Origin of the sequence: Paraburkholderia lycopersici (genome assembly GCF_900096975.1) — a bacterium.
GTDB lineage: Bacteria > Pseudomonadota > Gammaproteobacteria > Burkholderiales > Burkholderiaceae > Paraburkholderia > Paraburkholderia lycopersici.
On the sequence record NZ_FMYQ01000023.1, the window covers coordinates 38,157 to 53,570 of the forward strand.

8 protein-coding genes are annotated in these 15,414 nt (G+C 67.6%); 3 read left to right on the forward strand and 5 right to left on the reverse strand.

The features are described from left to right. Positions 1-13: 13 nt before the first annotated feature. The 5 genes from glgX to BLU17_RS22425 all read right to left on the reverse strand — a co-directional run bounded on the left by glgX (position 14) and on the right by BLU17_RS22425 (position 12,444). Entirely contained in the window at positions 14-2,245 is a 2,232-nt protein-coding gene (glgX, locus tag BLU17_RS22405) for a glycogen debranching protein GlgX (RefSeq protein ID WP_092001452.1), read from the reverse strand. Positions 2,246-2,314: 69 nt separating this feature from the next. Then, entirely contained in the window at positions 2,315-4,531 is a 2,217-nt protein-coding gene (gene glgB, locus BLU17_RS22410) for a 1,4-alpha-glucan branching protein GlgB (protein WP_092001455.1), read from the reverse strand. Next, positions 4,524-7,979, reverse strand: a complete 3,456-nt coding sequence (treS, locus tag BLU17_RS22415) for a maltose alpha-D-glucosyltransferase (protein ID WP_092001458.1) — start codon at positions 7,977-7,979, stop codon at positions 4,524-4,526. Before treS ends, glgB begins: the two co-directional genes overlap by 8 nt. Next, complete coding sequence (locus tag BLU17_RS22420; RefSeq protein WP_092001462.1) at positions 7,976-11,479, reverse strand: maltotransferase domain-containing protein; 3,504 nt, start codon at positions 11,477-11,479, stop codon at positions 7,976-7,978. Before BLU17_RS22420 ends, treS begins: the two co-directional genes overlap by 4 nt. 308 nt (positions 11,480-11,787) lie before the next feature. Further along, entirely contained in the window at positions 11,788-12,444 is a 657-nt protein-coding gene (locus tag BLU17_RS22425; protein ID WP_092001464.1) for a DUF1345 domain-containing protein, read from the reverse strand. Positions 12,445-12,781: 337 nt separating this feature from the next. Here BLU17_RS22425 and BLU17_RS22430 point away from each other — a divergent pair, with 337 nt between their 5' ends. The 3 genes from BLU17_RS22430 to BLU17_RS22440 all read left to right on the forward strand — a co-directional run bounded on the left by BLU17_RS22430 (position 12,782) and on the right by BLU17_RS22440 (position 15,414). Next, complete coding sequence (locus BLU17_RS22430; RefSeq protein WP_092001466.1) at positions 12,782-13,126, forward strand: GMC oxidoreductase; 345 nt, start codon at positions 12,782-12,784, stop codon at positions 13,124-13,126. Between the two features lie 23 nt (positions 13,127-13,149). Next, positions 13,150-14,508 carry a c-type cytochrome gene (locus BLU17_RS22435; RefSeq protein WP_092001469.1) on the forward strand — a complete coding sequence of 453 codons (1,359 nt, stop codon included), beginning with the start codon at positions 13,150-13,152 and terminating at the stop codon, positions 14,506-14,508. Positions 14,509-14,673: 165 nt separating this feature from the next. Further along, positions 14,674-15,414, forward strand: a complete 741-nt coding sequence (locus BLU17_RS22440; protein ID WP_092001472.1) for a metallophosphoesterase — start codon at positions 14,674-14,676, stop codon at positions 15,412-15,414.

Here is a 15,414-nt window from a genome sequence, read left to right on the forward strand (position 1 = left end):
TGGCTTCCTGTGGCTATCCAGCAGCGGCTTCGTCCGGGCCCGCCGTGGGGGAACCCGGTCCGGGCGCGCCGGCCGTGCCCGGCGCGCGGCGCGGGTCCGGCGCGGGCGTGTCCTTGCGCGTGTCCGGCGGCCGGGGTGCGTCGTGACGCGCCGGCCGCGCGCAAAGCACGGCGAGCGCGCGCGCCGCCAGTTCGTACGTCGTGTCGGGCAGCGCGTAGGGCGCCGCGTCCGGGCGCGCCGTATCGAGCAGCACCTCCCATGCCATGCGCGGCGCCGGCGCGGCGAACGTCACGGCGCCCTGCGAAGCATTCAGCATCATCAACAATACTTCCATTTCGCCGTGGAGTCCCGCGCCTGCGCGGCGCATGGTGAAAGCGCTCGCTTCGGGGTCGTGCCACGCTTCGGGCGTGAGCGGCTCGCCGCGTTCGTCGAACCAGTCGATGTCGTGCACGCCGGGCAGCAATTCGCGTTCGCCGAACAGGAAACGCGTTTCGCGCAGCAACGGGTGTTCGCGGCGCAGTGCGATCACGCGCGCGGCGAAGCGCGTCATCGCCTTGCCTTGCGGCGTTTCGGCGAGCGTCCAGTCGAACCACGAGATGTCGCTATCCTGGCAGTACGCATTGTTGTTGCCGCGCTGCGTGCGGCTCGCTTCGTCGCCGGCGAGCAGCATGGGCGTGCCGAGCGCGACGAAGAGCGTGGCGAGCATCGAGCGCGCCACGCGTGCGCGCGTGGCGAGAATGGCCGGGTCGTCGGTCGGGCCCTCCATGCCCCAGTTCGCGCTCCAGTTCTCGTTGTGACCGTCGCGGTTTTCTTCGCCATTCGCTTCGTTGTGCTTGCGTTCGTACGAAACGAGGTCGGCGAGCGTGAAGCCGTCGTGCGACGTGACGAAGTTGATCGACGCCCACGGCCTGCGCTTGCGCTTGTCGAACAGATCGGCGCTGCCCGTCAGACGCGCGGCGAGATCGGCGCGCTGACCCGGCGCACCGCGCCAATAGCGCCGCACGCTGTCGCGAAAGCGGTCGTTCCATTCGGAAAAGCCGGGCGGATGGTTGCCGAGCTGATAGCCGCCGGGACCGACGTCCCACGGTTCGGAAATCAGCTTGCATTGGGAGAGCACGGGGTCCTGGCGCAGCACGTCGAAGAATCCGGCGTTCGGGTCGAAGCCCGAGTGTTCGCGCCCGAGCGTCACGCCGAGGTCGAAACGAAAGCCGTCGATGCCGTATGACGTGGTCCAGTGGCGCAACGAATCGGCGACCATCTGCAGCACGCGCGGGTGCGAAAGGTTGAGCGTGTTGCCACAGCCCGTGTCGTTGATGAAGTGGCGCTCGTCGCCGGGCACGCAGCGGTAATAGCTGGCGTTGTCGAGGCCGCGCCACGATACCGTGGGCCCCAGTTCGCCGCCTTCGCAGGTGTGGTTGTAGACCACGTCGAGAAAGACTTCGATGCCGGCCGCATGGAACTGCCGCACGGCGATGCGCATTTCGTCGGTGTCGTAGCCGACGAGATAGCTCGGCTCCGGCGCGAAGAACGCGGCGGGATTGTAGCCCCAGTAATTGCGCAGTCCGCGATCGAGGAGAAAGCGTTCGGTGAGAAACGCGTGCACGGGCAACAGCTCGATCGCGGTCACGCCGAGCTTGTGCAGATGCTCGATGAAGCGCGGCGCGGCGAGTCCGGCGAACGTACCGCGCATGTGCGTGCGCAAATCCTGACGCTGCATCGAGAGGCCGCGCAGATGCGCTTCGTAGATCACGGTCTCGCTCCACGGCGTAGCGGGCCGCCGGTCGCGCGACCAGTCGAAGTTGTCGTTGACGACCACGCACTTGGGCATGGCCGGCGCCGAGTCGCGCCGGTCGATCGAGAGGTCCACGCGGTTCGAGTGCGCGCGATAGCCGTACAGCGTGTCCGACCAGCGAAACTGGCCGATGAGCTCGCGCGCGTACGGATCGACCAGCAGCTTGTGCGGATTGAAACGGTGCCCCAGGTGCGGTTGATAGGGGCCGTGCGCGCGCAGGCCATAAACCGTGCCGGGATGCGCGCCCGGCAGATAGCCGTGCCACACCTCGTCGGTGCATTCGGGCAAGGCGTAACGCACGCGCTCCTTGCGGCCGGTGGGGTCGAAGAGACACAGCTCGATATCCCATGCGTGGGCCGAGAACACGGCGAAATTGGTGCCGAGCCCGTCCCATGTCGCGCCGAGCGGCCACGGCGAGCCGGGCAGCAGGCGATCAGGCGCACCATTTGCCATAGCGATGCTCCATGTGTTGTTCTTCGTTTTGCATCGGTATCCTGATTAATGGCGCAAGGGTGCGCATGGCTAGCGGCGCAGGCGCAGGATCAGCGTGCCGAGCCGCGGCAGGACGAGCGCGGCCGACTGCGGCTTGCCGTGGCTCGCAACGCTTTCGGTATTGACGAGACCCCCGTTGCCGATGTTCGAGCCGCCATAGACTTCGGCGTCGGTGTTCAGCACCTCTTCCCACTGGCCCGGCTGCGGCATGCCGATGCGGTAGCCGTGGCGCGGCACCGGCGTGAAGTTGCAGACGACCACGATCTCGCGGCCCGAGCCGTCCACGCGGCGCCACGCGAGCACGCTGTTCTCGCTGTCGTCGGGGACGAGCCACTCGAAGCCGCCGGGCTCCGAGTCGAGCGTATGGAGCGCGGGCTCGCTCCCATAAAGGCGGTTCAGGTCGCGCACGAGCGTTTGCACGCCGCGGTGCAGCGGATCGTCGAGCAGGTTCCAGTGCGGCGTGCCGTCGTGGTCGAATTCGGCCATCTGCCCGAACTCGCCGCCCATGAAAAGCAGCTTCTTGCCGGGATGCGCCCACATGAAGCCGAAATACGCGCGCAGGTTCGCGAACTTCTGCCAGCGGTCGCCGGGCATCTTGCCGAGCAGCGACCCCTTGCCGTGCACCACTTCGTCGTGCGAAAGCGGGAGCACGAAGCGTTCGGACCACGCGTAGACCATCGCAAACGTCATCAGATGATGGTGATAGCGGCGGTAAACCGGGTCTTCGTGCATGTAGTGCAGCGTGTCGTGCATCCACCCCATGTTCCACTTGAACTGGAAGCCGAGTCCGCCGTCTTCGGGACGCGCCGTGACGCCGGGCCACGCGGTGGATTCCTCGGCTACCGAGATGACGCCGGGTCGTTGCGGCACGTATTGCGTTTCGTGATTGAGGCGCTTGAGAAACGCGATCGATTCGAGGTTTTCGCGGCCGCCGTACATGTTGGGCACCCACTCGCCTTGCGCGCGCGAATAGTCGCGGTAGAGCATCGAGGCGACGGCGTCCACGCGCAGGCCATCCACGTGGTAGCGCATGAGCCAGGCAAGGCCCGATGCGATGAGGAATGCGCTCACCTCCCGGCGTCCGAGGTTGTAGATCATCGTATTCCAGTCGGGGTGATAGCCTTCGCGCGGATCGGCATGTTCGTAAAGCGCGGTGCCGTCGAAATCGATGAGGCCGTGCGCGTCGTTTGGAAAGTGCGCGGGCACCCAGTCGAGGATCACGCCGAGGCCGGCCTCGTGCGCGCGGTCCACGAACGCCGCGAAGTCCACCGGCGAGCCGAGTCGCGCGGTGGGCGCGAACTGCGAAAGCGGTTGATACCCCCACGAGCCGCCGAAAGGATGCTCGGCCACGGGCAGCAATTCGATATGCGTGAAGCCCATGCCTTGCGCGTAGGGAATCAGGCGCTCGGCGAGCGCGCCCCAATCGGGCGCGGGCGCGTCGGCGCCTTGCGTCGGCAGCCACGAGGGCGCATGAACTTCGTAGACCGACATCGGGGCGCGCGCGTTTTGCCGTTCCGCGCGCGTTTGCAGCCACGCCTGATCGCGCCACGCGTAGTGGTCGATCGCCTCGGCGGGCGCGACGATCGAAGCGGTGCCCGGCGGGCATTCGGTCTGCAGCGCGCACGGGTCGGCCTTGAGCGGCAGCACCGCCCCGCGCGCGCTGAGTATCTCGTACTTGTAGCGCGCGCCCGGCGCCACGCGCGGAATGAAGAGCTCCCATACGCCGGCCTCGTGGCGCAAACGCATGGGATGACGCCGCCCGTCCCATGCGTTGAAGTCGCCGACCACCGAAACGCGCTTCGCATTCGGCGCCCAGACGGCGAAGCGCACGCCCGGCACGCCGTCGCAGGTGAGCGGCCGCGCGCCGAGGCATTCGAGCACCGCATACGGGTCGCCGTCGGCGAGACGCACGAGCGCCTCGTGCGAGAGCTGCGGACCGAATGAATAGGTATCCTCGATTTCCTGGCTCACGCCATGCCAGTCGATCACGAGGCGGTACGGCACGGCTTCGGCGAGAGGGCCGGCGTAGAGTCCCGCCGGATGCACGAGCGCGAGTTCGCCGAGCGTGTGAGCGCGGTCGCGCGCCACGACGCTCGCACCGGCCGCGTTCGGCAGCCATGCGCGCACGTAGGGCGCGCCGTCCACCCAGTGCAGCCCGAGCACGGCGAACGGATCGGAGTGGTACGCGCCGGCCAGTGCGTCGGCGTCGTGCGGATTCAGGCCGGCCTGGGGCGCGCGTTCAGCCATGTCCACCTCCGCCGGAATGCGGCTGCGTGGACTGCGTGGGCGTGAGTCCGAGCACGCGCGCCGCGAGCGCCGCGAGACCGCGTACCGGCAGCGCGAGCCACGTGGGGCGATTGGCCGCTTCGTAGCGGATCTCGTAGGCGGCCTTTTCGATCAGGAACAGGTCGAGCAGCGCCTGCTCGTGCGAAGCGCTCACGAGCGTGAGCGGCGCTTCGGCCACGGCCGCGCGGTACTGGCTCAGGAACGCTTCGGCCGCGTAGCCGCGAAAGCGCTCGAACAGCGTGCGCTTGCGATCGACGACCGGCTGCGGCGCGTTCTCGATGGTCGATTGCGCGGCGGCCCCCGCATACGAGAGCGAGCGCAGCAGGCCCGCCACGTCGCGCAGCGGCGAGGTCTTCGCGCGCCGGTAGTCGAGCGCGCGCGCGGGTTCGCCTTCGAAGTCGATCAGGTATGCGTCGCCTTGCGAAATCAGCACCTGGCCCAGATGGAAATCGCCATGTATGCGAATGCGCACGGCCTTCGTGTCGAGCGGCGCGAGCGCGTCGAGTTTCGCGAGGAGCGCTTTGCGGCGATCGATCAGGCTGCGCGCGAGATCGCGCGCGTCTTCGTCGAGCGTCTGCTCGTTTTCGCCCGTGTGCCGCGCGACGATGTCGAGCGCTTCGTTGAGCATGGCTTTCGTGTCGGCGACCCAGGCGCGCACGTCGTCGGGCGTGGCGGCGACGGGTGCGAAGGCCTCGTCGTCGCTCGGCGAGGCGAGCACCGCGTGCAGCTCGCCCAGCCGTTTGCCGATCGCGCCTATCACCGCGCAGTAGCCCTGCACGGCTTCTTCCTCATGCGCGTGATCGACGTTCGTGTCGTCGTCCACGGCTAGCGCGAGCTCGTCGATCGTGCGGCGCAGGTAATCGAGCGCCCAGTCCCACGCGTTGCCCTGATTGTCGATATAACCCTGCACGATGATGAGCGTGTGCGGCACGCCCGCGGGGTCCACGCGCACCACTTCGCCATAGAGCGGCGCGGTGTTCGCGTAGCCCAGCTTCGTGAGGTAGCGGCTCATTTCCGCTTCGGGGTGCACGCCCGCCATCAGCCGGCGCACGATCTTGAGCACGAGCGTTTCCGCGATCACGAGCGAGCTGTTGCTCTGCTCGGCCGCGAGCCAGCGCACTTCCGGCGCTTCGCCGAGGTCGAGCCCGGCGAGACGATCGGTCGGATCGAAGCGTATCGTGCTCTGCTGCACCGTGGGCACGGCCGCGCGCTCGCGCAGCTTGCGCAGCACGCCGTAGGCGAACCACGGCAGCGAGAACGCGTCGGTGAGGTAGCCCACCGTGCGGCCGCGCCGCACGCGCGAGAGCGCGAGCTGGATGTGCAGCGGCGTGGTGATCTCGGTGCCCCACGTAATCGCGATCGGCAGCACGTAGCGCTCGCTCGTCCCGTCGGCGAGCTCGGCTTCGATCTCCGTGAACGCGAAGCCTGCGCCGTGGATCGTCGTGAGCGCCGCGAGGCGCACCGAGCGCAGCGGCTTGTCCTTCGAGGCGAACCAGCGCCGCCGCGAGAGCCATGAAGGCAGCACTTCCGATTCGAGCAGCCGCACGTTCTCGGGCGTCGCGCCGGTTTGTCCTTCGCGGATCACCACGGTCACGAATTCGGGCAACTGCTCCGAGGCCGGCTGGCTCCACGAAGGCCGTTGATTGCCCGAGCACAGAAGGAACCACAGGAAGCCGTAGGGCGGGAACGTCAGCAGATAGGGCAGTTGCCCGATGGGAGGAAACACGGAGTCGGCTGTCATTTCGACGGGCGCCGCGCCCGCGAATTCGGAAAGATCGAGTTCCACGGCCTGCGGCGCGCGCGACAGGTTCGCCACGCACAAGATCGGCGCTTCGCCCGGCATTTCGCGCAGATACGCGAGTATCTTGCGATTCGCGGGCCGCAGAAAGCGGATCGCGCCGCGCCCGAACGCCTGCTTCGCGCGGCGCGTGGCGAGCATGCGCCGCGTCCAGTTGAGCAGCGAGTGCGGGTCGCGGCTTTGCGCCTCCACGTTGATCGCGTCGTAGCCGTAGAGCGAGCCCATGAGCGGCGGCAGCACGAGCTGCTCGGGGTCGGCGCGCGAGAAGCCGCCGTTGCGGTCCGACGACCACTGCATCGGCGTGCGCACGCCGTCGCGGTCGCCGAGGTGGATGTTGTCGCCCATGCCGAGTTCGTCGCCGTAATAGATGACGGGCGTGCCGGGCATGGAGAGCAGCAGCGAGTTGATCAGTTCGATGCGGCGGCGGTCTCGCTCCATGAGCGGAGCGAGACGCCGGCGAATGCCGAGGTTCAGGCGTGCGCGCCGGTCGCTTGCATAGGTGTTCCAGAGGTAATCGCGCTCGGAGTCCGTGACCATTTCGAGCGTGAGTTCGTCGTGATTGCGCAGGAAGATCGCCCACTGGCAGCTCGGCAGCAAGTCGGGTGTCTGCTTCATGATGTCGAGGATCGGGAAGCGGTCCTCGCTCGCAATCGCCATGTAGAGGCGCGGCATGAGCGGAAAGTGGAACGCCATGTGGCATTCGTCCTCGTTGCCGAAGTACTCCTGCACGTCTTCGGGCCACTGGTTCGCTTCGGCGAGCAGCATGCGGTTCGGGTAGTGCTCGTCGATGGCCGCGCGAATCCGCTTGAGGATCGAATGGGTCTCGGGCAGGTTCTCGTTGTTCGTGCCTTCGCGCTCCACGAGATAGGGCACGGCGTCGAGACGCAGCCCGTCGATGCCCATGTCGAGCCAGAAACGCATGACCTGCAGCACTTCGCGCAGCACGGCGGGGTTGTCGAAGTTCAGGTCGGGCTGGTGCGCGTAGAAGCGGTGCCAGTAGTACGCGCCCGCGACGGGGTCGTGCGTCCAGTTGGACGGCTCCGTGTCGATGAAGATGATGCGCGTGCCCTGGTACTTCTGGTCGGTATCGGACCAGACATAGTAGTTGCGATGGTTCGAGCCGGGTTTCGCGCGGCGCGCGCGCTGGAACCACGGGTGCTGGTCGGAGGTGTGGTTGATGACGAGTTCGGTAATCACGCGGATGCCGCGCGCATGGGCTTCCTGGATGAAGCGGCGCACGTCGGCGAGCTGTCCGTAGTCGGGATGCACGTTGCGATAGTCGGCGATGTCGTAGCCGTCGTCGCGGCGCGGCGAAGGATAGAACGGCAGCAGCCAGATCGCCGTCACGCCGAGGCCCGCGATGTAGTCGAGCTTCGCGAGCAGGCCCGGAAAGTCGCCCACGCCGTCGTTGTTCGAATCGAAGAACGATTTCACGTGGACCTGGTAGATCACGGCGTCCTTGTACCAGAGCGGGTCGTCGGAAAGCGTGGACGGCTTGCCGCGCCGTTGCGCGGCACGGTCCTCGCGCTGCGCGTCGCGCACGGTCGAGTCGCGCGTCACGGTCTGCACATTGGTTGCCACGGGCTCGTGCGTAGCGGGGTCGCGTTTCATGTCGCTCCTCCGGGCGGGAAGTCCGCATCGAGTTCGGGATGGCCCTCGATGTGTTCGTCGGCGGGTTCGTCGTGTTCGGGCAGCGGTTCGTCGCGCGGCAACCCCTTCACGGGCTCGATGCGCCAGATCGCGAAGGGGCGCGCATGCGGGTCGAGACGCACGTGCTGCCAGCGCCCGTGCCACTCGAAACGCTCGCCCGTCATTTCGTCGACGACATTGAGCGTGGCGTGGTCGTCGAGGTGCCAGCGCTGAAACGTCGCCCACGGCAGTTCGAAGTCGGCGCCCTGTTCGTTGAATGCGTCGAGACTGATTGCCACCACGATCACGTTGTCGCGCGCGGGCGTGGCCTTTTCGAAGCACAGCAGGGAATCGTTGCGCGCGTCGAGGAACGTGATGCCCAGATGCGTGTGCAGCGCGGGATTGGCGCGGCGTATGCGGTTGAGCGCGGCGATTTCCCCGACGATGTTGCCGGGGCGATGCCAGTCCCAGGCGCGCAGTTGATATTTTTCGGAATCCAGATATTCCTCCGAATCGGGCAGGGCGCGCCCCTCGCACAGCTCGAATCCGCAATACACGCCCCAGAGCCCGGAAAGCGTCGCGGCCAGCGCCGCGCGGATCAGGAAGCTCGAGCGCGCGCCGGTCTGCAGATGGCGCGGATTGATATCGGGCGTGTTGACGAAGAAGTTGGGCCGGTAGAAGTCGCGCACCTCGGTTTGCGTGAGTTCGGTGAGGTATTCGGTGAAGTCGCGCTTCGATTCGCGCCACGTGAAATACGTATAGGACTGCGAGAAGCCGAGCTTCGCGAGCCGGTACATGAGGCGCGGCCGCGTGAACGCTTCGGAGAGAAAGATCACGTCGGGATGGCGCGCGCGCACGTCGGCGATCATCCATTCCCAGAACGGCAGCGGCTTCGTGTGCGGGTTGTCCACGCGGAAAATGCGCACGCCCGTGTCGACCCAGAACAGGATCGCGTCGCGCAGCGCGAGCCATAAATCGGGTTTGGCGTCGTGCGCGTAGAACTCGGGGTTCACGATGTCCTGGTACTTCTTCGGCGGATTCTCGGCGTAGCGCAGCGTGCCGTCGGGCCGCCACGCGAACCAGTGCGGGTGCGTCTTGAGCCACGGATGGTCGGGCGAGCATTGAATCGCGAAGTCGAGCGCGATTTCGAGGCCTTGCTCGTGCGCGGCGGCGAGCATGCGGCAGAAGTCTTCGAGCGTGCCCAGTTGCGGATGCACGGCGGTATGGCCGCCTTCGGCCGCGCCGATCGCATAGGGGCTGCCCACGTCGCCGGGCTGCGCCGTGAGCGCGTTGTTGCGCCCCTTGCGGTTCGAGAGGCCGATGGGGTGGATCGGCGGGAAGTAGAGCACGTCGAAGCCCATTTCGCGAATGCGCGGCATCTTCGCGATCACGTCGTCGAAGGTGCCGTGGCGCGATTCGTCGTCGCTCATCGAGCGCGGGAAGATCTCGTACCAGCTCGCAAAGCGCGCCGCGCTGCGCTCCGCATCCACGCGATTGACGATGGTGTCGCGCGAGAGGAACGGCCGGTGCCGGGCGGCGCGCACGGCGGCTGCCGTGGCGGGCGCGGCGAGCAGCGCGCAACGTGTTTCGGTATCCGAACCGATGAAGTGCTTGACGATACTGTCTAGCGCGTCGCAGGTACGCTTGTGCGCTTCGCCGTCCGCATCCGACGTTTCCGCGGTCGCGAGCACGAGCGCGAGCAGGCGGCTCGCTTCCTCCAGTTCGAGATCGACGGGCTGGTTCGCGGCGCGCTTTTTTTGCAGATGATCGGCGAGCGAGGCGAAATCGTCGCGCCACGCGATCACGACATACTCGTAACGCCCCACGCGATCAAGCGGGAAGCGGCCCGCCCACAGGTCGGTGCCGGCGGGCGGCACCGGCGTCATCGGCGATTCGTGCCAGGCGGTTTCGTCGGCGGCGCGCCAGAGCACGGCGGCGTCGATGCGATCGTGGCCTTCGGCAAAGATCGCCGCGCGCACTTCGCAGCGCTCGCCCACGGTGCGTTTCGCCACGAAACGGCCGTGATCGACCGAGGGCGTCGCGCTTTCGATGGCGATGCGCGGCGCGGCGATCGCCTCCATCACGCTCTTGTGTCCGCTCGTGTTCGTCTTGCCGCGATCTTCGGGCGGCGCGAGCACGACGGGCGGGCTCGCGAGCGCGCGGAACATCCAGCACGCGCCTGCGGGCAGCGTGAACGTGTCGGGTATCGCGCTTGCCTCGCGCGGCGTGGGCATGCGCGCGCCGCGCAGCGTCTCGGCGTCGAGCGGCGCGAAGCGCGTGAGGCTCCCCGGCACCCCGTTCAGCAGGCGCGAGAGATCCACGCGCACCGGCGCGGCGAGCGCGGGATTGACGAGCGTGAGCACGGCGTCGCTCGCATCGCGCAAATCGGGACGGTCGCCGCGCAGGAGCGCCGCGACGCTGGCGCCCGGGCCGCTGAGCGCGCGCAGCTCGCCGTGGGTTTGCAGCACCCACGTTTCGCGTTGCAGCGCGTTCGCATGAGCGACGTCGGCGCTCAAGTCGAATGGCGCGCGCGCCTTCGCCGCTTCCCACCCCCGAGCGCTGTTGCCGCTGTGCGAGGTCGCTTCGTCCACGCCGTATTCGAAGCCCATCGGCATGAGCCAGCCGGTGCCGAGCGCGGCAGCCGCGCGCAGCATGCGGCGGTAGGCGCGCTCGACGGCGCGCGCGTCGGCGGCGCCCTCCTGGTCGTGCGCGTAGCGCGCGCCGTAGGGCGCTTCGGGAAACGTGACGGGCGAGCCGACGCGTCGCAGCGCGGCGTGCTCCTCGACCAGCCAGCTCGACGAGAAGTCCCACCAGCGCAGCGACGAGAACGCGGCGTCGAAGCCCGCGCCTTCGAGCTGCGTGATCGCTTCGCGCGGCAGGCCGGGCGTCGCGGCGAGCCAGCGTGTTTGTGCAAAGCGGGCGCGCACGGCGTCGAAGATCGCGCGCAGCGCGTGCGGCGGCGTGCGGTGCGGCGAGTCGATGCGAAAGCCGCCGATGCCGGCTTCGGCGAGCGCCATCGCGCGCGCCGTCCACCAGGCGATGAGCGGCGCGCCTGCGCGGTCGAAATCGGCGTAGGCCACGTTGGCCTCGCGGTGGCCGTGGCGCGGATCGAGCCGCGCGTCTTCGGGCTCGAAGGGATGAAACCACTCGGGGTGTTCGGCATAGAGCGCGCCGTCGGCGGCCGCGCGGTCGAGCACGAGGTCCGCGAGCAGCGTGAGGCCGCGCGTTTGCGCCGCGAGGGCGAGCTCGCGCAGGACTTCGTCTGCGGCAAGCGTGGTGCCGAAAGCGGGATTCGGTCGCGCATGATCTGCGACGATCCGGTCATCGCCCGAGGCGCCCGGCGCGAACGGCGCGCCGATCAGGACGTGATCGAAGCCGAGCGAGGCCGCGCGGGCGAAGTGCGCCGGCCACGCGTCGAGTGGTCCGACAAGGACGGAATGGACGAAATAGATCCGCGGCGCATAGGCGTGGGGAGGTTCCATCGGTCGTATTCCAGGTACGTCAGGCGACGGGGATGCAGGACGGGGGTTGGCCGAAATGCGATCACGCCGCCCGGGGGCTGCCGGACGTGCCGCGCTGCGCGTGGTGGGCAGGCACGTGCTGTTCAGAGTAGTGCAAGAGCAGGCCGGAACCAAACCGCATGCGCCGCGTGGCGACTTGCGGGGAGGTCAGCAAGGCACATGCCTGGACGTGGTGCGCGGGCGCGGCGCGAGGGTGCCGGCGCGCGAAGAGGAGGGGAGGCGGACCGGCGTCGACTGCCGGCATCCGTTGCAGCGACGAAAAGGGGCGATCAGTTGCCGACCATGCTCGCGGCGATGTTCACGCACAGGCCTAGCACGGAAACGTTGAAATAGAACGACAGAATCGATTGCGCAAGCACGCCGCGCCGCGCGCTGCGCCCGCGCAGGCCGATATCGGCGGTTTGCGAGGCGCAGGCGATGGTGAACGAGAAGTACAGGAAATCCCAGTAATTCGGCTTGAGTTTCTCGTCCGGGAACAGGAGTGCGGGTTCGTTGGGATCGGAGCCGTAATAGAGGCGCGCGTAGTGCAGCGTGAAGATGGTGGGAATGAGGAACCACGCGCCGATCAGCGTGAGGCCCGTGAGCATCGAATGCAGCACTTTCGACGCCATGCCGAGGTCTTTCGTCGATCCCAGTTCCAGCACGATGGCGACAATGCTCGCGACCGTCGCCGTACAGATGAGGAAGAGGACCGTGCCGGCGTTTTCGTCTTCGCGACGGGCGTTCGCGCGCACGCTCTCTTCGTTTGCGAACGCCATGTGCAGCCAGATCAGCACGAGGTAGGTCCACACCGTGGCGTCCCAGCCGAGCAGGATGCGCGCCGACGGACGGATCGCGGAAGGTGCGAGCGCACCGAGCACGATGCCCACGGCGATGGCGATCATCATGTGAGGCCGGTTGCGTAGCACCTGCGGAATGGGGTTCATGGCGTATCTATCGCGCGATGCGCTTATGGGTTGTGCCAGCGGGCGGTGCGAACCGTCGCGGATTGCCGCGGGTTGCGGCGATTCTACCGTGCGCGGCCGGCGTCATGACGCGCCGTCATGCCCGGCATCGCAGCTTTCGGTTTGTCTTGCCGGACCATAACGGGCTATATTGCTTGCGCAACGCGGCATGCCGTTCCGACGCAAGCGCGACGATAGCGCAAAGGCGGTGCCGCGCGGCCGGCGACGATAGCAAACGTCCCGCGTACGTCGTGTACGAAGCGCCGCTCGCGACGGCGGCAAGCGTGTTTCGCCCCCTGAGCGAGGCGAGCACGTTCTCGTGTCCGGCATTCCGCAGCCCGGGATCCACTACCCGATCAACGACCAGGTGAAGAAAAGCGCCGCGAATACGCATGGACGCCATGCGCAGATCACGCAGTTCTTCGGCGGCACGGAGATCACGTTCGACGATACCTTCGCGCCCAGCAATCACATCATGGGCGCGCACGCGGTCGGTTCGGTCGTCGACGCCGATTGTCTCGACGCCGATTGTCTCGCCCACGATCATTCGAACCTGTTCGTCGCCGGCAGCGCCGTGATGCCGGCGGCCGGTTCGGTGAACTGCACGCTGACGATCGCCGCGCTGTCGCTGAAGCCGGCCGGCAAGCTGCGCCGCGAGCTTTGATGCGACCGCGCCGGAGACCGACGATGAAAGCAACGAAGTCCCCCGCCGCGCGAACCGCGAACCGCGCGCGACAGAAGCGCGCGGGCGCTGCGCTGTCGGCCACGCTCTTCTGTGCGTTCTCGCTCTATATCGCGTGGCATGCCTCGCACGAATCGCAAACGCGTCCCGTCGACGAGCTGCCCATGTCAAGCGCGCGCGGCGACGACTCCCCGGCGTCCGCCGCGGACGCGGACAAGCCCGAGCTCGTCAGGCGCGGCGAATACCTCGCGCGCGTGGGCGACTGCGCCGCGTGCCACACCGCCGACCCGAGCCGGCCGTTCGCGGGCGGCCTGGCGATCGACACGCCGTTTGGCCGGATCTACACGCCCAACATCACGCCCGATCGCGACACCGGCATCGGCCAGTGGAGCGATACCGACTTCGTGCGCGCGATGCACGAAGGCATCGGCAAAGGCGGCGAGCGGCTCTATCCGGCCTTCCCTTACGTGGAGTTCACGCGCGTGGCCGGGCGGGACGTACTCGCGATTCGCGCATATCTGAACACGGTCGCGCCCGTGCATTACACGGCGCCTGCAAACGCGTTGCGCTTTCCATTCAACCAGCGCTGGCTGATGATCCTGTGGAATCTCTTCAACTTCGACGAAAGCCGCTTCGTGCCGGACCCGAAGCAAAGCGCCGAATTCAATCGTGGCGCCTACCTCGTCGAAGGTCTCGCGCATTGCGAGGAGTGCCACACGCCGCGCAACTTCATGCAGGGTCTCCGGACAACGGAACGATTTTCGGGCGCGACGCAGGCGGGCTGGCAGGCTTACAACATCACGCCGGATCGCGCGGGCGGCATCGGCGACTGGAGCGACGACGCGCTCATCGCGTATCTGTCGACTGGCGTCGCCGCAGGCCACGCAAACGCGGCGGGCCCGATGGCCGACGTGGTGCAGAACTCCACGCAATATTTCACGCGTGAGGACTTGCGTTCGGTCGTTGCCTACCTGCGCGCGCTGCCGCCGGTTTCGGGCGGCAAGACCCGGCCGCGCGACGCATGGGGCAAGCGCGCCGCCGACGGAATCACCGCGCTGCGCGGCGCGCCGGTCACGACCGTGAACGGCCTGCAGCTTTTCGCGGCGAACTGCGCGAGCTGCTGCCAGTGGACGGGCGCGGGCATGGGCACGAACGCGCCGGGCGCGAACGATCTCGCGAGGGTGATCCTGCACGGCGTGGCGCGCAAAACGAAAGACGCCGACGTGCTGATGCCGGCATGCCGCGACGAACTGGGCAACGGCCAGGTCGCGGCGATTTCGAACTACGTGACGAAGCGGTTCGGCAATCCGCAGGCGACCATCACGGCCGACCCGGTCGCGGCGCTGCGCGCCGAGCCTCGATAGCGGCGCCGCTCAAGTGGGGCGTGGCGCGATTGCGCGCGCCGGCTCGGGCGGCATCAGGCACGCGGCTTGCGTGCGTCGATCGTCTCGTGAAGCGCCCCTCGGAATCGTCGCCGGAACGATGTTTGGCGCGCATACGGTCCACCCACACAGCACTATGATGAAGTGATGACCCATACACCCGACGCCCTCGTGCAGCACCATGCCGCCAACCTTGCCGGCCGCGATTTTGTCGTAGGCGACTTGCACGGTTGCGTGGATGCCTTGCGCTATCTGCTGCGCGAGGTCGACTTCGATACGGCGCGCGACCGTCTTTTTTCGGTGGGCGATCTTGTCGATCGCGGCGAACGCGAGCAGTGCGAGCAAGCGCTCGCGCTGCTGGACAAGCCGTGGTTCTACGCGGTGCTCGGCAATCATGAAGACGCGCTATGCGCCGTCGCCGAAGGTCGGATGCCGCGCAACCGCTGGTATGGCATCGGCGGTGGCTGGGCGCAGACCGTGCCTGACGGCGTGCTCGTGCGTTATGCGCAACGGCTGCGGCAATTGCCGCTCGCGCGCGTGGTGGGCGAGGGCGAGAAGCGCTTTAACGTGATCCACGCGGAGTTTTTCGGCGACGACGCCACCCTCGACAGCGGCCAGTTCGCCCCCGACGTGCGCGAGCGCCTGCTATGGGGGCGCGATCTCGTGCTCGGCACCGGGGACGCGACGCGCCACGCACTCTCGCTCACGTTTTGCGGCCATACGCCGGTGCGCGAAGTGCGGCAGATCGGCTCTCAGGTGTTCATCGACACGGGCGCCTTCATCACCGAAGGACGTCTCACCATGGTCGAGGCGCTGACGTCGCGCATCTGGTCGGTTTCGACCGTCGAAGCGCTCGCGCACGGCGCGGCGGCGATCGTGTTGCCCTGA

Excerpts from the sequence above, each read along its gene's own strand:
- glgX (WP_092001452.1), bottom strand. The coding sequence starts at position 2,245 with ATGGCAAATGGTGCGCCTGATCGCCTGCTGCCCGGCTCGCCGTGGCCG.
- glgB (WP_092001455.1), bottom strand. The coding sequence starts at position 4,531 with ATGGCTGAACGCGCGCCCCAGGCCGGCCTGAATCCGCACGACGCCGAC.
- treS (WP_092001458.1), bottom strand. The coding sequence starts at position 7,979 with ATGAAACGCGACCCCGCTACGCACGAGCCCGTGGCAACCAATGTGCAG.
- BLU17_RS22420 (WP_092001462.1), bottom strand. The coding sequence starts at position 11,479 with ATGGAACCTCCCCACGCCTATGCGCCGCGGATCTATTTCGTCCATTCC.
- BLU17_RS22425 (WP_092001464.1), bottom strand. The coding sequence starts at position 12,444 with ATGAACCCCATTCCGCAGGTGCTACGCAACCGGCCTCACATGATGATC.
- BLU17_RS22435 (WP_092001469.1), top strand. The coding sequence starts at position 13,150 with ATGAAAGCAACGAAGTCCCCCGCCGCGCGAACCGCGAACCGCGCGCGA.
- BLU17_RS22440 (WP_092001472.1), top strand. The coding sequence starts at position 14,674 with ATGACCCATACACCCGACGCCCTCGTGCAGCACCATGCCGCCAACCTT.